Origin of the sequence: Methylobacterium sp. J-072 (assembly GCF_022829425.1) — a bacterium.
GTDB lineage: Bacteria > Pseudomonadota > Alphaproteobacteria > Rhizobiales > Beijerinckiaceae > Methylobacterium.
Map to the genome: position 1 here is coordinate 216671 of NZ_JAKSYK010000192.1, position 19531 is coordinate 236201.

At 68.4% G+C, this 19531-nt stretch carries 19 protein-coding genes; 8 read left to right on the plus strand and 11 right to left on the minus strand.

All coding sequences use genetic code 11. The annotated features are described in order from the left end of the window. Positions 1-295 precede the first annotated feature (295 nt). The 4 genes from MKK67_RS24785 to MKK67_RS24800 form a co-directional block, all read right to left on the minus strand. Positions 296-1849, minus strand: coding sequence for a Ppx/GppA family phosphatase (locus MKK67_RS24785; protein ID WP_243970499.1), 1554 nt, complete (start codon positions 1847-1849; stop codon positions 296-298). Positions 1850-2119: 270 nt separating this feature from the next. Further along, complete coding sequence (locus tag MKK67_RS24790) at positions 2120-4705, minus strand: RNA degradosome polyphosphate kinase (RefSeq protein ID WP_243970502.1); 2586 nt, start codon at positions 4703-4705, stop codon at positions 2120-2122. Between the two features lie 91 nt (positions 4706-4796). Continuing rightward, positions 4797-5507 (minus strand): hypothetical protein, encoded by a 711-nt coding sequence (locus tag MKK67_RS24795; protein WP_243970503.1) that lies wholly within the window; start codon positions 5505-5507, stop codon positions 4797-4799. Positions 5508-5527: 20 nt separating this feature from the next. After that, entirely contained in the window at positions 5528-6658 is a 1131-nt protein-coding gene (locus tag MKK67_RS24800; protein ID WP_243970505.1) for an AI-2E family transporter, read from the minus strand. Positions 6659-6814: 156 nt separating this feature from the next. Here MKK67_RS24800 and purM point away from each other — a divergent pair, with 156 nt between their 5' ends. Both purM and purN read left to right on the plus strand, forming a co-directional pair. Then, positions 6815-7882 carry a phosphoribosylformylglycinamidine cyclo-ligase gene (gene purM / locus MKK67_RS24805; protein ID WP_243970508.1) on the plus strand — a complete coding sequence of 356 codons (1068 nt, stop codon included), beginning with the start codon at positions 6815-6817 and terminating at the stop codon, positions 7880-7882. Continuing rightward, the gene (gene purN / locus MKK67_RS24810; protein WP_243970510.1) at positions 7882-8532 is read left to right on the plus strand and encodes a phosphoribosylglycinamide formyltransferase; all 651 of its coding nucleotides are present in this window, start codon (positions 7882-7884) and stop codon (positions 8530-8532) included. Before purM ends, purN begins: the two co-directional genes overlap by 1 nt. 57 nt (positions 8533-8589) lie before the next feature. On the opposite strand, the gene MKK67_RS24815 is transcribed toward purN, so the two are convergent. Beyond that, positions 8590-8955, minus strand: a complete 366-nt coding sequence (locus MKK67_RS24815) for a hypothetical protein (protein ID WP_243970512.1) — start codon at positions 8953-8955, stop codon at positions 8590-8592. Positions 8956-9124: 169 nt separating this feature from the next. Next, complete coding sequence (ndk, locus tag MKK67_RS24820) at positions 9125-9547, minus strand: nucleoside-diphosphate kinase (RefSeq protein WP_147856474.1); 423 nt, start codon at positions 9545-9547, stop codon at positions 9125-9127. Between the two features lie 268 nt (positions 9548-9815). Here ndk and MKK67_RS24825 point away from each other — a divergent pair, with 268 nt between their 5' ends. Next, positions 9816-10280, plus strand: a complete 465-nt coding sequence (locus MKK67_RS24825; RefSeq protein WP_243970514.1) for a DUF2147 domain-containing protein — start codon at positions 9816-9818, stop codon at positions 10278-10280. A gap of 3 nt (positions 10281-10283) precedes the next feature. Here MKK67_RS24825 and MKK67_RS24830 read toward each other — a convergent pair whose 3' ends face one another. Then, complete coding sequence (locus tag MKK67_RS24830; RefSeq protein ID WP_243970516.1) at positions 10284-10919, minus strand: glutathione S-transferase N-terminal domain-containing protein; 636 nt, start codon at positions 10917-10919, stop codon at positions 10284-10286. Positions 10920-11154: 235 nt separating this feature from the next. Between MKK67_RS24830 and MKK67_RS24835 the strand changes: the two genes are divergently transcribed. The 4 genes from MKK67_RS24835 to MKK67_RS24850 all read left to right on the plus strand — a co-directional run bounded on the left by MKK67_RS24835 (position 11155) and on the right by MKK67_RS24850 (position 14914). After that, the gene (locus tag MKK67_RS24835; RefSeq protein WP_243970518.1) at positions 11155-11454 is read left to right on the plus strand and encodes a hypothetical protein; all 300 of its coding nucleotides are present in this window, start codon (positions 11155-11157) and stop codon (positions 11452-11454) included. Positions 11455-11606: 152 nt separating this feature from the next. After that, positions 11607-13646 (plus strand): FUSC family protein, encoded by a 2040-nt coding sequence (locus MKK67_RS24840; protein ID WP_243970521.1) that lies wholly within the window; start codon positions 11607-11609, stop codon positions 13644-13646. 23 nt (positions 13647-13669) lie between these two features. After that, the gene (locus MKK67_RS24845) at positions 13670-13864 is read left to right on the plus strand and encodes a DUF1656 domain-containing protein (RefSeq protein WP_243970523.1); all 195 of its coding nucleotides are present in this window, start codon (positions 13670-13672) and stop codon (positions 13862-13864) included. Further along, positions 13865-14914: an HlyD family secretion protein gene (locus MKK67_RS24850; RefSeq protein WP_243970524.1), complete on the plus strand. Its 1050-nt coding sequence runs from the start codon at positions 13865-13867 to the stop codon at positions 14912-14914. Positions 14915-15264: 350 nt separating this feature from the next. On the opposite strand, the gene MKK67_RS24855 is transcribed toward MKK67_RS24850, so the two are convergent. Then, complete coding sequence (locus MKK67_RS24855) at positions 15265-15897, minus strand: LysE family translocator (protein WP_243970526.1); 633 nt, start codon at positions 15895-15897, stop codon at positions 15265-15267. 77 nt (positions 15898-15974) lie between these two features. Between MKK67_RS24855 and MKK67_RS24860 the strand changes: the two genes are divergently transcribed. Next, on the plus strand, positions 15975-16460 hold the full coding sequence (locus tag MKK67_RS24860; protein ID WP_243970528.1) for a DUF3280 domain-containing protein: 486 nt from the start codon (positions 15975-15977) through the stop codon (positions 16458-16460). A 527-nt stretch (positions 16461-16987) separates the two neighbouring features. On the opposite strand, the gene gatB is transcribed toward MKK67_RS24860, so the two are convergent. From gatB to MKK67_RS24875, 3 genes are all read right to left on the minus strand, one after another. Further along, positions 16988-18460: an Asp-tRNA(Asn)/Glu-tRNA(Gln) amidotransferase subunit GatB gene (gene gatB / locus MKK67_RS24865; protein ID WP_243970530.1), complete on the minus strand. Its 1473-nt coding sequence runs from the start codon at positions 18458-18460 to the stop codon at positions 16988-16990. A 229-nt stretch (positions 18461-18689) separates the two neighbouring features. Next, the gene (locus tag MKK67_RS24870) at positions 18690-18989 is read right to left on the minus strand and encodes a hypothetical protein (RefSeq protein ID WP_243970532.1); all 300 of its coding nucleotides are present in this window, start codon (positions 18987-18989) and stop codon (positions 18690-18692) included. Then, the coding region (locus MKK67_RS24875; RefSeq protein ID WP_243970534.1) for an amidase family protein at positions 18986-19531 on the minus strand (546 nt) is incomplete at its 5' end. The genes MKK67_RS24875 and MKK67_RS24870, both read right to left, overlap by 4 nt.

Sequence of the window (19531 nt, forward strand, 5' to 3'; positions counted from 1 at the left end):
AAACCGCCACGACGCGATGCGTCGCGCGCGAGACCGAAGGCGAACTCCGATCCTCCCCCGCCTTGCCGCGTGTCATGTCGGGCGACGAAGGCCTGTGCCCCTGCCCATCGACGGTTGGTATGCCGCGTATGCGCCGGCAATCCGCAAGCGATCGGCCGCCGCGGAAGGCGCTTCGCAGGCCGAGGCGATGCGGCTGCTCCGCGTCCAGCGTCCGGGGGGCCTGACGACGCGGTCTCGCGACTGCGCGCGCCCACAAGCGTGAGAAGCGCCGATCGGCCCCGTCCGCCAAACAAAATCAGTCGGCGGTGCCGCCGATCTCGATCCGTCCGTCCAGCCCGACGACGCGGCCGAGACCGCGGACGCGGTTCAGCAGCCGGTCGCTGGCGAGGGCAGCCCAATCCTGCGGCATCCGCAGGGTGGCGCGGCCATCCTCGACGACGAGCGGCGCGCGGGTGAGCGCTCCGTCCATGCCGGCCGAGATCGGGAAGGCGACGCGCAGCAGCGCGCCGAGGAGACGCGCCCGCTCGAACAGGCGCGGACCGGCGATGCTCCGGAGAATCGGGTTGGCCTTTTCCGGGGCTACGCCGCTATGGCGCAGCGACACCGACAGGGCGAGATAGGCCCGCCCGGGGTGATCCACCCCCACGAAGGCGGCGTTCTGGATCGCCGCGATGCTCTGCTCGTCACGGTAATCGGGATGGGCTCGCCAGCCGACATCCGAAAGGAGACAGCCCGCATGGCGCAGGCGACGCTCGTCCGCCGTCTCGGGGCCGTCGAGCGTCGCCACGAACCGGTCCGTCCAGGCGATCAACTCCTCCCCGTGGCGGGGCGAGCGGGCGCGCAGGGCGTTGAACTCCGCCGCAGAGGCGAGCAGCGGATCGATCAGGCGCGTATCGCGGTCGAGCTGCTCGAACAGCAGCCCCTCCCGCACCCCCGAGGCCGAGATCGCGATTTCCCGCGGGCGCCCGACCCGGATGATCTCTTCGAGAACCACCGCGCCGTAGGCCAGGAGCGGGCGCCGTGCCTCGGAGATCGTATCCAAGTCCGGGAGCAGCCCGACCTCCGTCTGCTCGACGATCTGGAGGAAGCTCATCTCGTCGGTGGGCTCGACCGAATAGCCGTGCATCACGTGGACGGGATAGCCGCGGGCCGCCTGGTGCAGCCGTGCCAGGGCGCGCCAGGTGCCGCCCACCGCGTAGAAGGTCCGGCCGCGCAGGGTCTCGAGCTGCGGCTCGGCCTTGCGCATGTGCTCGCGCACGATCTTGGCGGCCTTCTTGATCGATCCGCCGGAGAGGTCCTGCAAAGCGAGGCCGCCGAGCGGCATGGTCACGCCCTGCCCGACCACGGTGCCACGCACGTCCACCAGTTCGAGGGATCCGCCACCCATGTCGCCGACGACGCCGTTCGGCGCGTGGAAGCCCGAGATCACGCCCATGGCGGACAATTCCGCCTCCCGGCGACCCGACAGGAGCTGGATCTCCTGGCCGCAGGCGGCTTCCGCGGCGCGCAGGAAGTCCGGGCCGTTCTCGGCGTCCCGGGCCGCCGCGGTCGCCAGCACGAACACCCGGCCGACGCGCATCGTCTCGCACAGCACCCGGAAGCGGCCCAGGGCGGTCAGCGCACGGTTGACTGCGTCCTCGTTGAGGCGGCCGGTCGTCAGGACGTTGCGGCCCAGGCCGCACAGGACCTTCTCGTTGTAGAGCGGTGTCGGCGCGCGGCTCAGGCCGTCATAGGCGACCAACCGGACCGAGTTCGAGCCGATATCGATGATCGCCACCGGCGGCCGCAGGTCGCGCGACGGCCTGTCCGCGGAATGCGCGAGGGTGAGGTTGGCGCGAGGGCTGCCCAAACGTCCGAGTCCTTGATGGGGCGTGGCCGGCCGGACCGGCAAGCCGCGCGTGCAATCCGGAGCCGCAACCGAACTCGGCTCCAGGTCGATGATGCGATGCGCTTGCGGCCGAACCGAAATCCTTGGCGTCGGCGAATGCTCTAAGCCCAATCGGACCGGCAGGGCAACGTTTCGGCCGCCCGGCTGTCCGGCCGGGCGCAGAGTCCTCACGCAGAACTGCACAACACGTTTGCGAAACCTGTCGAGTTTCCTGCGCATCTGTCGGCGCACTTAGCCGCGCTGCGCCCGGCGGCTCAGAGCACGCGGGCTCGACTTCTTCGACGCCTTGCCGCGGCCGGAAAGACTCGGGTTCGTCATGAAGTACTTGTGCGCGTTGAACGGCTCCTCCCCCTCCGAGGGCTGAATCCGCTCGCAGCCGCCGGAGGCGAGCAGGCGCCAACTCTGGCGGTTGTCCAGGAGATTGGCCAGCATGATCTGGTCGAGGACCTGCTGGTGGACCGTCGGGTTGGTGATCGGCAGCAGCGCCTCGACCCGGCGGTCGAGGTTGCGGCTCATCAGGTCGGCCGACGAGATGTAGATGGTGGCCTTCGGATGCGGCAGCCCGACGCCGTTGCCGAAGGCGTAGATCCGGCCGTGCTCCAGGAAGCGCCCGACGATCGACTTGACCCGGATCGTCTCCGACAGGCCCGGGATGCCCGGGCGCAGGCAGCAGATGCCGCGCACCACGCAATCGATCTGCACCCCCGCGGAGGACGCATCGTACAGCGCGTCGATGATCTGCGCGTCGACCAGCGAGTTGCACTTGATCCAGATCGCCGCCGGCCGGCCGGCCTTGGCGTGGGCGACCTCGGCCTCGATGTTCTCCAGCAGCCGGTTCTTCAGCGTCAGCGGCGAGACCGACATCCGTTCCAGCTCGGCCGGCTCGGCGTAGCCGGTGATGAAGTTGAAGATCCGCGACACGTCCCGGGCGATCGCCGGATCCGCCGTGAAGAACGACAGGTCCGTGTAAACCCGCGCCGTGATCGGGTGATAATTGCCGGTGCCGACATGGCAGTAGGTGACGAGCTTGTCGCCCTCGCGCCGGACCACCAGCGACAGCTTGGCGTGGGTCTTCAGCTCGACGAAGCCGAACACCACCTGCGCGCCGGCCTTCTCCAGGTTGCGCGCCCAGCGGATATTGGCCTCCTCGTCGAACCGCGCCTTCAGCTCGACCAAGGCGGTGACCGATTTGCCGAGCTCGGCCGCCTCGGCCAGCGCCGCGACGATCGGCGAGTTCGACGAGGTCCGGTAGAGCGTCTGCTTGATCGCCACCACGTTCGGGTCCCGGGCGGCCTGCGCCAGGAACTGCACCACCGAATCGAACGATTCGTAGGGGTGATGGACGATGAAGTCCTTCTGCCGGATCGCCGCGAACACGTCGCCGCCGCTCTCGCGGATGCGCTCGGGGAAGCGGGGATTGTACGGCTTGAACTTCAGGTCCGGCCGGTCGATCCCGACGATCTGGGACAGCTCGTTGAGGGCGAGCATGCCCTCGATCAGGAAGATCGCGTCGGCGGAGATTTCGAGCTCGTCGGCCACGAAACTGCGGAGATCCTCCGACATCCCCGATTCGACTTCGAGCCGGATCACGACGCCCCGGCGGCGCTGCTTCAGCGCGGTCTCGAAATGCAGGACGAGATCCTCGGCTTCCTCCTCGATCTCGAGATCCGAGTCGCGCACCACCCGGAACGCGCCGCTGCTCTTGACCAGGTAGCCGGGGAACAGCCGCCCGGTGAATAGGCCGATCACCTGCTCGATCGAGATCAGGCGCGCGGCGGTCTCGCTCTCGCTGGCGGGCAGGCGCACGAACCGGTCGATGACGCCGGGCACGCGGATCAGGGCGCGCAGCAGGCGGCCGTCCCGCGGCCGCACCAGGGCCAGCGCGATGGTGGTGCCGAGATTGGGGATGAACGGGAACGGATGGGCCGGATCGATCGCGAGCGGCGTCAGGACCGGCGAGACGTGGTTGAGGAAATACTCTTCCAGCCAGGCGGCCTGCTCGGCGGTGAGGGCCGCGGGCTCGACGATCTCGATCTCGGAGGCCTGCAGCTCCTCGCGCAGCTGGCGCCAGCGGGCCTGCTGGTCAGCGGCGAGCCGCGCGACCTCGATGCCGATCCGGTTCAGCTGCTCGGACGGCGTCAGCCCATCCTGGGACGGGAGCGTCAGCCCGGCCCGGACCTGATCAATCAGGCCGGCAACCCGGACCATGAAGAACTCGTCGAGATTGTTCGCTGAGATCGACAGGAAGCGCAGGCGCTCCAGCAGCGGATGGTTCGGGTTGGATGCCTCTTCCAAGACCCGGCGGTTGAACTGGAGCCAGGACAGCTCGCGGTTTACGAACCGCTCGGGCGAATGACGGAGCGAGCGCCCGGCCTCGACCACGGGTTCGCGGGCGGCACCTACCGGCTGCTCCGCCGGCGCGGTCGGCACGGCGGGCCATTCATCGGCGGTGTCGACCGGCGCCGCGACAGCACCGGGGGCAGTCGCACTCGCCGTCGCCGCGCCCGACGCGGTCGCGCTGGCGGGAATCGCGCTCTTCGCGACCGGGCTTTTGGCGACCGGGCTTTTGACGGTTCCGCTATCAGCGATTGCGCTCTTGGCGGCCGTATTCCGGGCACGCGCGCTCGGAGCCGGCACGCTTTCCGCCGCCGTGCTCGGGGTCTCGCTCGGAGCGGCGACGCTCTTGGCAGCCGTGGCCCTGGCCGGCGCGCGCCTGACGGCGGTGCGGCGCGGTGCCGGATTGGTCGCGTCGGGCCGACGGGGCTCCGCGGCCTCGTCGGCGGCGTCGCGGTCCATGGGCTTCTGCGTCGATTCCATTCCGATTCCTGTCCCTGCCGATCGCGGCGCGTTTAGCATTCTACACCCGTAGCTTTCACGACGCTTTCGTGACGGCCACCGGGTTCCGATTTTATGCGTCCGCGTCGGCCTCGTCGTCGAAGCCCATGCGTCGTAGCACGGCCAGCGCCAGCGGGCGGCTGATCCGCCGTCCACGCCCGAGGGCGTCCCGGTCCAGCTCGGCGACCAGATCGCGGGCCCGGCCGAGAGACCGGTCGATCCGCAGGGCCAACGCCTCGATCACGCTGAGATCGACCACCAATTGCCGGTCCACGAACAGCTTGACCAGGACGGCGCGCAGCAGCGCATCGTCCGGCGCGTCGATGGCGATGCTGGGCGCGAGGCGAAGCCGCGAGCGCAGATCGGGCGTCGCCAGGCCGAGCGCATCGATCCCGGCCGCGCTGGTCAGCAGGACCGGGCAGGCCAGCTCGCGGGCGCGGTTGAGCAGGTGGAACAGGGCGGACTCGTCCCGGCCCGCGTCCCGGTCGATATCCTCGACGACCAGAGCCCCGTTCGACACGAGGTGCTGCACCGTGTCCGCCCCGACCTCGGCCGCCGTCACCGTCCAGGCATGGGCCCGCTCCGCCCAGATCGCCGCGAGATGGCTCTTGCCGCTGCCCGAGGGGCCGATCAGCACGAGCACGCTGTCGGGCCAGTCCGGCCAGGCCTCGACCAAGGCGTAGGCCGCCTCGTTCGCCGGCCCGACCAGAAAATCCTCGCGGCCGTAGCGGGGATCGAGCGGCAGATCGAAGGCCAGCTGCCGGGGTGGTGCGTTCTCGCGCATAGGTTGCTCAAATGGGTCGGTCAGGATGACCGGGTACCGGTGGCCGTCAAGGTCCGACCGGCCTCGTCGTTCAGGTCGATCAGCACCGGCTGCTCGGCATGGTACAGGCGGCTCTGGAGATAGCGCGCCAGGGCGAAGCGCACGAGCACGCCGATCGAGGCCGCTACCGGCACCGCGAGCAGCAGGCCGACGAAGCCGAACAGGGTTCCGAAGGCGAGCAGCGCGAACATCAGCCAGACCGGATGCAGGCCGGTGGATTCGCCGACGAGCTTGGGCGCGATGACGTTGCCTTCGAGGAACTGGCCGACCAGGAACACGCCCACCGTCAGCCCGAGATGCAGCCAGTCGGAAGTCGGCCAGAACTGCACCAGCGCGACGCCGACCGAGAGCAGGAAGCCGGTGAGCGTGCCGACATACGGGATGAAGGTCAGGAAGCCCGCGATCAGGCCGATCAGCACGCCGAAATTCAGCCCGACCAGCCAGAGCCCCACCGCGTAGAAGCTGCCGAGGATCAGGCAGACCAGGGTCTGCCCGCGCACGAAGCCGGTGATAGCGCCGTCGATCTGCCGGGCGAGGTCGCGCACGGTGGCCCGGTGCCGGGGCGGCACCCAGCTGTCCAGGGCCGCCATCATCCGATCCCAGTCGACCAGGATGTAGAAGGCGACCACCGGGGTCACGACCAGCAGCGAGGCGATCGAGATCAGGGCCTGGCTGCCCGACCAGATCGACTTGAGGAAGGCGAGGAGCCAGGCGCCGCCCTGGGTCGCCAGGGTGCCGACCGAGGATTGCAGCTCGGTCAGCACGTTGTCGCCGCCGACCCGCTCCAGCACCGGGCCGGCGCGTTCGGCGATGATCCCCTGGAGCCGCGAGACCATGCCCGGCAGCGCGTTGACCAGGCCGGCCATCTGGTTGGCGGTCAGCGGGATCAGGATCAGCAGCGACACGATGAGGGCCAGGACGAACAGCGCCAGGATCAGGAGGCTCGCGGCCAGGCGGCCGAGGCCCAGGCGCTCCAGCCGATCGGCCAGCGGATCGAGCAGGTAGGCGAGTGCGATGCCGGCCACGAAGGGCAGCATCACCTCCCGGAGCAGGTAGACCAGGAGGCTCAGCCCGACGAGGGCGCCCAGTCCGATGACAGCTCGTGTGCGCATGATCTCGCCCCCCGACGCTGCCTACGACGCCCTGTCGCAGAGTGGGCATCGGGCTTGTGCCGATCAAGCCTCGCGATCAAGCCCCGACGCTGCCGACTCGCGCGACGCGCTGGAAGCCGCTAGAGCGGACCCGATGATGACCGGGACGACGCTGGCATGACGGCCAAGGGTGGACAGGGACTGACCTACGCGCAGGCGGGCGTCGATATCGACGCCGGCAACGCCATGGTCGAGACGATCAAGCCGCTGGTGCGCTCGACGCGGCGGCCGGGGGCGGATGCCGAGATCGGCGGCTTCGGCGGCCTGTTCGATCTGAAGGCCGCGGGATTCCGTGATCCGATCCTGGTGGCGGCCAATGACGGCGTCGGCACCAAGGTCAAGATCGCCATCGAGACCGGCCGGCACGATACGATCGGCATCGACCTCGTGGCGATGTGCGTCAACGACCTCGTGGTCCAGGGCGCCGAGCCGCTGTTCTTTTTGGATTATTACGCCACCGGCAAGCTGGTGCCCGGCGTCGGCGCCGACATCGTGCGGGGCATCGCCGAGGGCTGCCGGCAGGCGGGCTGCGCGCTGATCGGCGGCGAGACCGCCGAGATGCCCGGCCTCTACGACGGCTCGGATTACGACCTCGCCGGGTTCTCGGTGGGCGCGGCCGAGCGCGGCACGCTCCTGCCGAAGCCCGGCATCCGCCCGGGAGACGTGGTGCTCGGCCTCCCCTCCTCCGGGGTCCATTCCAACGGCTTCTCACTGGTCCGGCGGATCGTCGCCAAGACCGGTCTCGGCTGGGACGCCCCGGCGCCGTTCGATCCGTCGCGCAGTCTCGGCGATGCCCTGCTGGAGCCGACCCGGATCTACGTGAAGCCGCTGCTCGCCGCGCTGGAGGCCACCGACGGCATCCGGGCGCTGGCCCACATCACCGGCGGCGGCTTCCCGGACAACCTGCCCCGGGTGCTGCCGGACGATGTCGGCATCGCCATCGACCTCGATGCCATCACCCCGCCTCCGGTGTTCGGCTGGCTCGCCCGAGAGGGCGGCGTCGCCGAGGCGGAGATGCTGCGGACCTTCAATTGCGGGATCGGCATGGTGGTGATCGCCGCCGCGGAGTCGGTGGACGACGTCGACGAGGCCCTGACCCGGGCGGGCGAGGCTCCGGTGCGCCTTGGCCGGATCACCGCGCGTGGATCTGAGCCCGTGACTTTCCGCGGGCGCCTCGCGCTCTGATGGCGACTTCCAAGAAGACCCGCGTCGCGGTCCTGATCTCGGGGCGCGGCTCGAACATGGTCGCGCTGATCGAGGCCGCGAAGGATCCGGCCTATCCGGCCGAGATCGTGCTGGTGCTGTCGAACCGCCCGGACGCCGCCGGCCTCGCGCGGGCGGCCGAGGCCGGGATTCCGGCCCGGGCGATCGATCACAAAGGTTTTTCGGATCGCGCCAGCTTCGACGCCGCCCTCGACGCCGAATTGCGGGCGGCCGATATCGATCTCGTGTGCCTGGCCGGCTTCATGCGGATCTTCACGCCGGGCTTCGTGGCCAGCTGGGCGGGGCGGATGCTCAACATCCATCCCTCGCTCCTGCCCCTGTTCAAGGGCACGCACACGCATCAGCAGGCCCTCGAAGCCGGCGTGCGACTGCACGGCTGCACGGTCCATTTCGTGGTGCCGGAACTCGATGCCGGGCCGATCGTGGCGCAGGCCGCGATCCCGGTGCGCCAGGGCGACGACCCGGATAGCCTCGCCGACCGGGTCATCGTCCAGGAGCGCCAGCTTTATCCGGCGGTGCTGGCCCTCGTGGCCGGCAGACGCGCTCGCCTCGAAGGTGACCGCGTCGTCATCGCCGACACCGCACCTGATGGTGTCCTGTTCAGCCTGTAAGGGGATCCCGAAGGGACAAGTCCCTTCGGCAGGGTCCGGGGCAGCGCCCCGGGATGATCAGACCGGCCGCTGCAGCTTGCAGCTGTCCAGCGCAGACAGCGCCTTGGCGCGGGCGGAGTCGTTGAAATAGCCGGTGGCCCGGTAGGCCTCGATCTCGGATTCGTCGAGGCTGCGCAGGGTCTGCTTGGCGTAGCAGCCGCAGGGGCGTTCCAGGGAGGCTTCGGGGGCGCTGGTCAGGCGGGCCTGGACGATCGTGCAGGCGTGGCGCACACGGCCTTCGAGATTGGCCTTGGTGGCGGTCTTGAGCGCGGGATCCGGCTCGTACTGCTGGAACGGGGCCGAGGATCCGCCTGCAAGGGCGGCGGTCGCGCCGATCGCGATCAGGCCGGTCGCGATCAGCAGGGGCAGGCGGCGCATCGTCATGGTCTTGGCGGTCCAGAGCTGAAGTTGAGTAACCTTGACCGTTGGTCGCTCTCGGACTTCGATCCGTCAATGACGGTCCGGACACACCGGGCGGCATTTGCCGCGCCGCCGGGTACGCCGCGCCAGGATGGCGAGCCGGTGTGCCCGACCCGCCACCCCGGTCTCCGCCTCAGGCGGCGATATCGGAATCCTTGAAGAACTGCGCGATCTCGAGCTTGGCGTTCTCGGCGCTGTCCGAACCGTGCACGGTGTTCTCGCCGACCGACTCGGCGAACCGCTTGCGGATCGTGCCCTCGGCGGCCTGGGCCGGGTTCGTGGCGCCCATGACTTCGCGGTACTTGGCGACCGCGTTCTCGCCCTCGAGCACCTGCACCACCACCGGGCCGGAGGTCATGAAGCTGACGAGCTCGCCGAAGAACGGGCGCTCCTTGTGGACCTCGTAGAACTTCTCGGCCTGCTCCTGGGTCAGGCGGATGCGGCGCTGGCCGACGATGCGCAGGCCCGCCTCCTCGATCACCGCGTTCACGGCGCCGGTCAGGTTGCGCCGGGTGGCGTCGGGCTTGAGGATCGAGAAGGTGCGCTCGGTGGCCATGGTCTGTCCGGTCTGTCTGTGGAAAAGGCGGAGGGTGCGCGCCGGGGTGACGGGCGCATCTCAGGCGCGAAAATTTCGCTTCCGCGGCAGGCTTATAGCGGGCGCCCTACCGGGCCTCAAGCGGCCCCGACGTTGAGATGGAACAAGCGCGGCCGTGGCGCTGCCGCAACACCGCCGAAAAATCGCCTGATTGCGACGGCTCTCTCGATCCAAGCCGATTTCGTCCACCTCTCAGGCGCCCTCGGTGCCCTAAACTCGGAGACGAACCATGCGCCTCGCCCTCAGCGCCACCCTCCTCCTCGCCGGCCTGTCAGCCGCCGCCGCCGATACCGGGAAGGATCCGTCCGGCACCTGGCTCACCGGGGATGGCCGCGCCAAGATCCGGATCGACCGCTGCGGCCCCGGTCAGAAGCTCGTCTGCGGCAAGGTCGTCTGGCTGAAGGCGCCGACCGCCGAGAACGGCGCCGCGAAGACCGATCTGAAAAACCCCGATCCGAAGAAGCGCAGCCGCCCCGTGATCGGCCTGCAGCTCATCGACGGCCTGAAGCCCGACGACGAGAAATTCACCGGCGAACTCTACAACGTCGAGGAGGGCAAGATTTACACCGTGAGCCTCGAGCGTGAGAGCGAGGCCGAACTCAGCGTCTCGGGCTGCATGCTCAAGGTGCTGTGCGGCTCCCAGACCTGGACCCGGGTGCCGGACGTGAACCAGCAGGCCGCCAACAAGAACTGACGCTTAGATCGCCGCGAGGCCGCGCTGGACGGCCGGCCTCGCCAGAACGGTTTCCAGCCAACGCGACACGTTCGGCAGTGCGGCGATGTCGACGCCCTGCTTGAAGTTGAGCTTCGCCCAGGTCAGCGTCGCGATGTCGGCGATGGAATAGTCGCCCGCGAGATAGTCGCGGCCCTCCAGCCGACGTTCCAGGACGCCGTAGAGACGGTTTGCTTCCGCGGTGAAACGCTCGATCGCGTAGGGCACCTTCTCGGGGGCGTAGATCTTGAAGTGGTGCGTCTGGCCGAGCATCGGGCCGAACCCCGCCACCTGCCAGAACAGCCACTCGTCCACCGCCACCCGGGCACGCTCGTCCTTCGGATAGAACTGCCCGGTCTTGCGCCCGAGATATTGCAGGATCGCGCCGGATTCGAACACCGTGATCGGCCGCCCATCCGGCCCGTCCGGATCGACGATCGCCGGGATCTTGTTGTTCGGTGAGATCGCCAGGAAGTCGGGCGCGAATTGCTCGTTCTTGCCGATGTTGACCGGAACCACGCGGTACGGCAGCCCGCACTCTTCGAGCATCACTGGAATCTTCCAGCCGTTCGGCGTGCTCCAGGTATGGACGTCGATCGGCTGCCCGGACACCGCTGCCATCGTGATCTGCTCCTCGACCGATCGCACGGCGGCGCGGCGATCCCCCGCCGATCTCGGACACTCCCGGCAGTGAAGACGATTTCCCGGCCACGCTCAAGGGTGCCGCACGCGCACGCCTCGCGTTTCTGAGAGGGGGACCATCGGCTGTTGGCGAATGCTGCTGCGCTCTTGTGTGCAGCGTGAGGGCGCGGTGAGATCGCGACCCGGAACCGTTGCGATTCCGGGGGGATTCTCGATGATCGACCGTCTTATGCGGATTGCGGTGTTCGCCGCGCCGCTTCTCATAGCCCAGCCGCTCTTCGCGAAGGAGACCCCCGCACAGGCACCGGCCGCCAGTGAGGCGCCAGCCGCCGCGCCGGCCGCGCCCGCGGCCAAGGCACCGAGCCCCGGGCAGAGCGCTGCCCGGGAGCGGCAGAAGACGTGCGGCGCACAATGGCGCGGGCTCACCGATACGCAGAAGGCTGCACAAGGTCCCAAGTGGCCGCAATTCTGGAGCAGCTGCAACAAGCGCTTGAAAGGCGGCGACAAAGCCTGACTTTGAGGCGAACCGCCGCGCTTCTCGTTCGTTTCCGAAGCTGGAACAGGCGCGAGCGGGAATCGGCGCGGATATGACGGATCGGCAGGTGTCCTGGCCGTCTACGGCTTGCGTGCGAGGTCCATGCCGGATTGCACGGGTTCGCGCACGGCATGGCTGACGCCTCGGCCACCATAGGCGCGCATCGTTCCTCTGCCTCCGTCCTCGACCGTTTGATCGGCTTCTTGGACGCTTGGGTGCCGAAGCCTGCCGCCTGGGCGTTCGCCCTGCGGATCTGGATCGCCATGATGCTGGCGCTGGCTGCCGCCTTCTGGCTGCAGCTCGACAGCGCCTCCTCGGCGGCGACCTGCGTGGCGATCCTGGCTCAGCCGAAGCGCGGTCAAGCGATCTCGAAGGCCGTCTACCGCCTGCTGGGAACGTTGATCGGCGCCGCGGTGTCGATCGTGTTCATGGCGCTGTTCGGGCAGGACCGGGTGCTGCTGCTGGTCTCGTTCACGGTCTGGATGGGCCTGTGTGTGTTCACCGCACAGTACCTCCAGGATACGCGGGCCTACGGGGCGATGCTGTCGGGCTACACGGTGGCGATCATCGCGCTGGGCCAGATCGACGAGCCGCAGGGCACCTTCGACGCCGCGGTCTCCCGGGTGGCCGTGATCGTGCTCGGCATCCTCGTGATCACCTTCATCAACGACGCCCTCGCGTCTCCGAGCACGTGGCGGACGCTGCTGCCCCAGCTCGGCAAGGCCTGGGACGACACCCGCGCCTACGCCCGGGAGACTCTCGACAACGGCGATCTCGGCGCATCCCGCACCGCCGCGCTGATCCGCACCGTCGCGCCGATGCGGGCCGATGCCAGCGCCATCGCCGGCGAACTCGACGACGGCCCTTGGCGGGCCGCCGGCGCGCGCAGCTGCATCGCAGCGCTCTATGTCCTGGCGGCGGCGATCCGCGCGGTCGCGGCAGCGGCCGCCTGCCTGCGCACCCGCAGCGCCGCGGTGGAGGAGGCACTCCAGATCTGCCGTCGCGTCGTCGAGGACCCCGATCCGCACTCCCTCGACGCGGACGACGCGCGGATGCGCGATCTGGTCGATGCCGCGATCCGCGACGGCGACCGGCCCCTCGACGAGGTCGTGGTGCTCCAGCGCGCCCTCGACGTCGTCTGTGCGGCGACCTTCGCGCAGGACGGGATCCGGGCGGTGGCCGACGGCCATCAGCCCCTGCGCGACGCGAACCTGCCGACGCACCGCGACTTCCCGGTGGCGCTGCGCGGCGCCCTGCGGGTGGCGGTCGGCTTCGCGGTCACCGCTGCGGCCTTCGTGGCGCTCGGCTTGCCGCAGGCGTCCTTTGCGCTCGTGCAGGTCGCCGCCACCGCGGCCCTGTCCTCGGTCACGCCCGACCCGAAAAAGTTCTCCAACGGCGTAATGATCGGGATGACGCTGGCCGCGACTTTCGCCGGCATCGCCCGCTTCGTGTTCCTCGATGGGGTCCAGGGTTTTCCGATGCTGGCCATCGTGATGGCGCCAGTGATCTTCTTCGGCTGCTTCCTGTCGCTGAATCCGAAGACCTTCGGCATCGGCTTCATCCTGATCGTGTTCTTCCCGGTGCTGCTCGGCCCGGCCAACCCGCAGAGCTACGACGCGCAGACCTTCCTGCTGAACGCCTTCCTGGTGGTGGTCGCCGCCATCATCCTGTCGATCGTGGTCCGCCTGCTGCTGCCGGTGACGGCCGAACGGCAGCGGGTCTACGCGCTCGATTCGGCCCGGCACGCCCTGGCCGATGCCCTGGTCGGCGAAGGCGGCGACGCGACCACCCGCACCAGCCTGAACGCCGACCGCCTGTTCCAGTTCGCCGGATACAGCTCGGGCAGCGGCGCGGTGCGCCGGGCGAGTCTCTCGCACGCCTTCGCGCTGGCCCGGCTCGAGGCCGCAGCGGCCCGGGCCCATGCCGAATTGCGCCGGCTCTGGTCGATCGACCCGCTGCGAGAGGCGATCCAGCGGGGCCGAGCCGCCCTGGCCGCGGGAGACGACCGGGCCCTCGAGACCGGCGCCCGGGATCTCATTCGGGCGGCCTCGCGGCAGGACCGGCATGTGCGGCTCACCACGGCGCGGGCGGCCAGCGATCTGGTGACGGCGGCGCGGACCATCGCACGCCATCGGCGATTCTTGCGCCGACTCGACATCGCATTGTTCTGACGCAGGGGTTGGTTCGGGCCGGCATGTACCAAGACATTCACATCGGCGGGGTGCTGATCTCTTCGTTCGTCGCCTATGCGCTCGCCGCCTTCGTGATCCTGCTGATCCTGCGCCGGGTCTTCGCCCAAATCCGCTTCAGCCGTTACGTCGCCAACGCCCCGCTCGCCGAGGCCGGCATCTACGTCTGCGTCCTCGCCCTCCTGATCGCGTTCATCTAAATGCCCGCCACCACCGCCGACGAGGACGATCCCAAGGCCGTTTCCCGCGAGGAGGCGCAGAGCCGGGCCGATCCGCCGCCGCTCACGGCACGCCGGGGCCGCGCGGCCAAGGTCTTCCGCCTGGCCGCCACCGGCTTGATCCTGCTCTTCGCCTTCGTGGCGGCGGTCTTCGTCTGGGAGTTCTACGTCGCCGCGCCCTGGACGCGGGACGGCAGCGTCCGGGTCCAGGTCGCCAACATCGCCCCGCAGGTCTCCGGGCAGATCGTCGACCTGCGCGTCGTGGACAACCAGCTCGTCCGCAAGGGCGACCTGCTCTACGTGATCGACCCGATCGATTTCGAGGTCGCGGTCACCTCGGCCGATGCGGAGGTGAAGAACCGCGAAGCCGACCTGCAGGTGAAGAACGCGCAATCGGCCCGGCGCCAGGCGCTCACCACCGTCTCGACCTCGATCGAGGAGAAACAGCAATTCGCCGGGACCGCCAAGATCGCCGAGGCGTCGCTGGAGAGCGCGCAGGCACAGTTGCGGCAGGCCAAGGTCAACCTCGAACGGACCCAGGTGAAGTCCACGGTCAACGGCCGCGTGACCAACCTGCTGATGCGGGTCGGCGATTATGCCCGCACCGGCACCTCGAACATCAGCATCGTCGACACGGATTCGTTCTGGATCGACGGCTATTTCGAGGAGACCAAGATGGCCAACATCCATGTCGGCGCCTCGGCCGACATCACGCTGATGGGCTACGGGCCGCACCTCACCGGGACGGTGGAGAGCATCACGCTCGGCATTTCGACGGCCAACGCCGCCGCGAGCACGCAGGGGCTGCCGGACGTGAACCCGGTCTATACCTGGGTGCGACTGGCCCAGCGCGTCCCCGTGCGCGTCCGCATCGACCACAAGCCGGACGACGTGCCCCTCGTGGCCGGCATGACCGCGACCGTGGTGGTGGGCGACGGGCGAGCACCGATGCCGGTGTGGTTCACGGATCTGCGACAGCGCCTCTTCGCCTTCTCGGGCTCGCCGACAGGCGACCAGACCGGGGCGCGTTAGAACGTCATCCCGAAGGGCGGGCTCCGGTTTTCGGAAAAAGAAGATGCAAAACCAATGGTCTAGCGCATCGTCCTTGTTCCGATCCACGGCAAATGGCGCTGCCTTGAAACACGGTAGGCTGAGCCGACAAACACCTCGGTCCGGTCCTGAGCGACGATCATCCAACCCAACCCCCTCATCCTGAGGTGTGAGCGAAGCGAGCCTAGAAGGAGCCCTCCGGCCAGCCGTGCGATCCCTGGAGAGCTCCTTCGAGGCCTTCGCTGCGCTCCGTCGCTTCAGGATGAGGGGGATTGGGTTGGGCGGGCGTCGATCAAGACCAAGAGCACCTCCCATCCACCATCGCTCGTGCCTCAGCGCTGCGACTCGGTTGCCATCCTGACGGCGAGCGCCGCGAACACCGTTCCCATCACCCAGCGCTGCACGACCGCGAATGAGGGGCGGTAGGTGAAGAACCGAGCGATCGAACTCGCTGAAATGATGAACAGCGTGTTGATCATCAGGCTGATAATGATCTGCGTCGTCCCGAGGATGAGTGCCTGACTCAGAACGCTGCCGTTGGCCGGATCGATGAATTGCGGCAGCAGCGAAAGATACATGATCGCGATCTTGGGATTGAGCAGGTTGGTCAACAATCCCATGATGAACAGCTTGGCCGGGCTGCTCGGCGGCAGATCCTTGACGCGGAATGGCGAGCGGCCGCCGGGCCGAACGGCTTGTACGGCGAGCCACAGCAGATAGAGCGCACCCGCGATGCGAACGGCGTCGTAGGCATAAGGCACCGCCAGGAGGAGGGCCGTAATACCGAATGCCGCGCACAGCATGTAGACGACGAATCCAAGCGCGACGCCGCCGAGCGAAATGAATCCGGCCGTCCGTCCCTGGCAGATCGAACGCGAGAGCGTGTAGGCCATGTTCGGCCCCGGGGTCAGGACCATGCCGACCGCAACGGCCGCGAAGGCGAGCAGGTTGTGTAGGTCGGGCATCTGTCCTGGCTTCCCCAACATCCGGCGACTCGGTGCGAGGGGAACGATACCGCATCTTGCCGTCTGAGGAGACGCCCATGTTCCGGATCGCACTCTGCGCGGCCGCCCTGTTGTTGGCGGCCGGCCCGGCCCTGGCTGCTCCCGAGAAGGCCGCGGTGTTCGATTTCCAGTTCTCCAATCTCTCGCCGGTGCCCGGCGATGAAGCCGACCGTGCGCGGCTCGATCGCACCAGCGCTCAGTTGCGCAACCTTCTCCAGACGAAGGGCCTGTTCGTGATCGTGCCGACCGATCCGGTGAAGGACGAGGTCACCAAGAGCGCGGATCTGCGCCGCTGCAACGGCTGCGCCGACGGCTTCGCCCGTAAGCTCGGCGCCGACGTGGCGATCACCGGCGAGGTCCAGAAGGTGTCCAACCTCATCCTGAACCTCAACGTCTACGTCAAACAGCTCTCCGGCAACGTCCCGGAAAAGGCCTACAGCGTCGACTTGCGCGGTGACACGGACGAGTCCTTCGCGCGCGGCATCCGGTTTCTGGTCGAGAACAACATGGGTGCCGGCAAGTAGAGCGCGGCCGATCCGGACGGGCACGACACATTTTTTTGCGACGCCGTGCGGATCGCCATAAGTCTTTGCGCCTACGACACCGCGCTGCGGTGTCGTGGGGCGAGATCAGAGAAAAGCCAGCGTAGCCGGAAATTCCGTGTTGACGCGACTCCGAAGCCGGCGCAGTCTTCGGATGTGTTCAGCAACAGCGGACACGGACCGGATCAACACTCTGCGCATCGAGGGATGTGCTGGTCTTGATTGGTCATCCGAAGCTGGAGGAGACAGGCATGACTCCACCGCAGCGTGACGCCACTTAGACGGTTTTGGGACAGGTTCGGCCCGAAACCCAGCGGCACCAAACGAACAGCCAGACGGAAGCGACCCCAGGGGCGCAGAAGCGGCCAAGACACGGCCCGTCTTCGAATGCGCGAAAAGCCCCGCTTTGCGCCGCTTCCGCCGCGGTTTCTCTCTTCAGGACCTGATCGACCATCACCCGCCCGGCAAGGCCGCGGCGGGATAAACCAGTCTCGTGATCCGGGCGGAGCTCAGGCGATCCCGAGCTTCTCCTTGAGCAGCGCGTTGACCGCCGCCGGATTGGCCTTGCCGCCCGTGGCCTTCATGGTCTGGCCGACGAACCAGCCGAGCAGGGTCGGCTTCTCCTTGGCCTGCGCGACCTTGTCGGGGTTGGCTGCGATGATCTGGTCGATGGCGGCCTCGATGGCGCCGGTATCGGTCACCTGCTTCATGCCGCGGCTCTCGACGACGGCGCGCGGGTCGCCGCCCTCGGTCCACACGATCTCGAACAGGTCCTTGGCGATCTTGCCGGAGATCACGCCCTCGCCGATCAGGTCGACGATCGCCCCGAGCTGGTCGGCGGAGACCGGCGTCGATTCGATCGAGAGGCCTTCCTTGTTGAGGCGGCCGAACAGCTCGTTGATCACCCAGTTGGCCGCGGCCTTGCCGTCGCGGCCCTTGGCGACCGCCTCGTAGTAATCGGCAGACGCCCGTTCGGCTACGAGCACGCCGGCATCGTAGGGCGAGAGGCCGTAATCCTTGACGAACCGCGCCTTCTTGGCGTCCGGCAGCTCCGGCAGGCCGGCGGCCAGGGCGTCGACATAGGCCTGGTCGAATTCGAGCGGCAGCAGGTCGGGATCGGGGAAGTAGCGGTAATCGTGGGCCTCTTCCTTCGAGCGCATCGAGCGGGTCTCGCCCTTGCCCGGATCGAACAGGCGCGTCTCCTGGTCGATCTTCCCGCCATCCTCCAGGATCGCGATCTGGCGGCGGGCCTCGGTCTCGATCGCCTGACCGATGAAGCGGATCGAGTTGACGTTCTTGATCTCGCATCGCGTGCCGAGCGGCTCGCCGGGGCGGCGCACCGAGACGTTCACGTCGGCGCGCAGCGACCCCTTCTCCATGTCGCCGTCGCAGGTGCCGAGATAGCGCAGGATCGTGCGCAGCTTGGTGACGTAGGCCTTGGCCTCCTCCGACGAGCGGAGGTCCGGCCGGGAGACGATCTCCATCAGCGCCACGCCCGAGCGGTTGAGGTCGACGAAGCTCTTGGTCGGATCCTGGTCGTGCAGCGACTTGCCGGCGTCCTGCTCCAGGTGCAGGCGCTCGATGCCGACCGTGATCGAGCTGCCGTCGAGCATGTCGACCAGCACCTCGCCCTCGCCGACGATCGGGTCCTTGTACTGCGAGATCTGGTAGCCCTGCGGCAGATCCGGGTAGAAGTAATTCTTCCGGTCGAACACCGAGCGCCGGTTGATCTGGGCCTTGAGGCCGAGCCCGGTGCGCACCGCCTGGGCGATGCATTCGGCGTTGATCACCGGCAGCATGCCGGGCATCGCGGCGTCGACCAGCGAGACGTGGTCGTTCGGCTCAGCCCCGAATTCGGTCGAGGCGCCGGAGAACAGCTTGGCGCGGCTGGAGACCTGGGCATGGACCTCCATGCCGACGACGACCTCCCAGTCGTGCAGGCCGCCCTTGATGAGTTTTTTGGGGTCGACAGGTGCGTTCATGGTCGTCCGGGCCGGGATGTGATGCGGTCTCCGCACGATCCGATCCACAACCTCATCCTGAGGTGCTGCGCAGCAGCCTCGAAGGAGGGCTCCAGGGATCGCGCGGAGCCTGGAGGGCTCCTTCGAGGCCCGCTGACGCGGTCACCTCAGGATGAGGTCGCGGGTGGGATCGCGACGGGTGCCGCTCTCCTACTCTTGAAAAACACTTACGGGTCGCGCGCGCCAAGAATCAAGCGCGGCGGGCGATCGCCCGCCGGGCGCCGTAGCCGACCATCGCCCAGAGCAGGGCGGCGACGGCCCGCGCCGGCAAGAAGGTCGGCCCGTCATGGGTGATCGGGGCCGGCCACGGGATCCCGGCCGCGCTCACCGCCCAGGAGAACAGCACCGAGAAGCCGAGCGCCGCGATCGCCGCGATGAACACCTTGCCGAACTGGCTGGCGGTCCAGCCGAGATAGACCGCCACCACGATCAGCGCCGGATCGAACGCGGCCCAGATCCAGACCGTCCAGGGATAGAAGGGGACGGTCATGCCCACCAGGGCTCGGGCAGGACGGTCCGGCCGGCGGCCTCCTCGATCACCTGGGCGACCGCGAACAGCGTCTCCTCGTCGAACGGCCGGCCGATCAGCTGGAGGCCGAGCGGCAGGCCCTGGCCGTCGATCCCGGCCGGGACCGCGATGCCCGGCAGGCCGGCCATGTTCACCGTCACGGTGAACACGTCGTTGAGGTACATCTCCACCGGGTCGGCCGAGGCCTTCTCGCCGATGCCGAAGGCCGAGGACGGCGTCGCCGGGGTCAGGATCGCGTCGACGCCGGCCGCGTAGGCCTGCTCGAAGTCGCGCTTGATCAGCGTGCGGATTTTTTGGGCGCGCACGTAATAGGCGTCGTAGTAACCGGCCGAGAGCACGTAGGTGCCGATCATGATCCGGCGCTTGACCTCGCGGCCGAAGCCGGCGGCGCGGGTGTTCTCGTACATCCCGGCGATGTCCTTGCCGGGCACGCGCAGGCCGTAGCGGACGCCGTCGTAGCGGGCGAGGTTCGAGGACGCCTCGGCCGGGGCGACGATGTAGTA

Excerpts from the sequence above, each read along its gene's own strand:
- MKK67_RS24860 (WP_243970528.1), top strand. The coding sequence starts at position 15,975 with ATGTTCCGGATCGCACTCTGCGCGGCCGCCCTGTTGTTGGCGGCCGGC.
- MKK67_RS24845 (WP_243970523.1), top strand. The coding sequence starts at position 13,670 with ATGTACCAAGACATTCACATCGGCGGGGTGCTGATCTCTTCGTTCGTC.
- MKK67_RS24850 (WP_243970524.1), top strand. The coding sequence starts at position 13,865 with ATGCCCGCCACCACCGCCGACGAGGACGATCCCAAGGCCGTTTCCCGC.
- MKK67_RS24840 (WP_243970521.1), top strand. The coding sequence starts at position 11,607 with ATGGCTGACGCCTCGGCCACCATAGGCGCGCATCGTTCCTCTGCCTCC.
- gatB (WP_243970530.1), bottom strand. The coding sequence starts at position 18,460 with ATGAACGCACCTGTCGACCCCAAAAAACTCATCAAGGGCGGCCTGCAC.
- MKK67_RS24790 (WP_243970502.1), bottom strand. The coding sequence starts at position 4,705 with ATGGAATCGACGCAGAAGCCCATGGACCGCGACGCCGCCGACGAGGCC.
- purN (WP_243970510.1), top strand. The coding sequence starts at position 7,882 with ATGGCGACTTCCAAGAAGACCCGCGTCGCGGTCCTGATCTCGGGGCGC.
- MKK67_RS24835 (WP_243970518.1), top strand. The coding sequence starts at position 11,155 with ATGATCGACCGTCTTATGCGGATTGCGGTGTTCGCCGCGCCGCTTCTC.
- MKK67_RS24830 (WP_243970516.1), bottom strand. The coding sequence starts at position 10,919 with ATGGCAGCGGTGTCCGGGCAGCCGATCGACGTCCATACCTGGAGCACG.
- ndk (WP_147856474.1), bottom strand. The coding sequence starts at position 9,547 with ATGGCCACCGAGCGCACCTTCTCGATCCTCAAGCCCGACGCCACCCGG.
- purM (WP_243970508.1), top strand. The coding sequence starts at position 6,815 with ATGACGGCCAAGGGTGGACAGGGACTGACCTACGCGCAGGCGGGCGTC.
- MKK67_RS24870 (WP_243970532.1), bottom strand. The coding sequence starts at position 18,989 with ATGACCGTCCCCTTCTATCCCTGGACGGTCTGGATCTGGGCCGCGTTC.
- MKK67_RS24815 (WP_243970512.1), bottom strand. The coding sequence starts at position 8,955 with ATGACGATGCGCCGCCTGCCCCTGCTGATCGCGACCGGCCTGATCGCG.
- MKK67_RS24795 (WP_243970503.1), bottom strand. The coding sequence starts at position 5,507 with ATGCGCGAGAACGCACCACCCCGGCAGCTGGCCTTCGATCTGCCGCTC.
- MKK67_RS24855 (WP_243970526.1), bottom strand. The coding sequence starts at position 15,897 with ATGCCCGACCTACACAACCTGCTCGCCTTCGCGGCCGTTGCGGTCGGC.
- MKK67_RS24800 (WP_243970505.1), bottom strand. The coding sequence starts at position 6,658 with ATGCGCACACGAGCTGTCATCGGACTGGGCGCCCTCGTCGGGCTGAGC.
- MKK67_RS24825 (WP_243970514.1), top strand. The coding sequence starts at position 9,816 with ATGCGCCTCGCCCTCAGCGCCACCCTCCTCCTCGCCGGCCTGTCAGCC.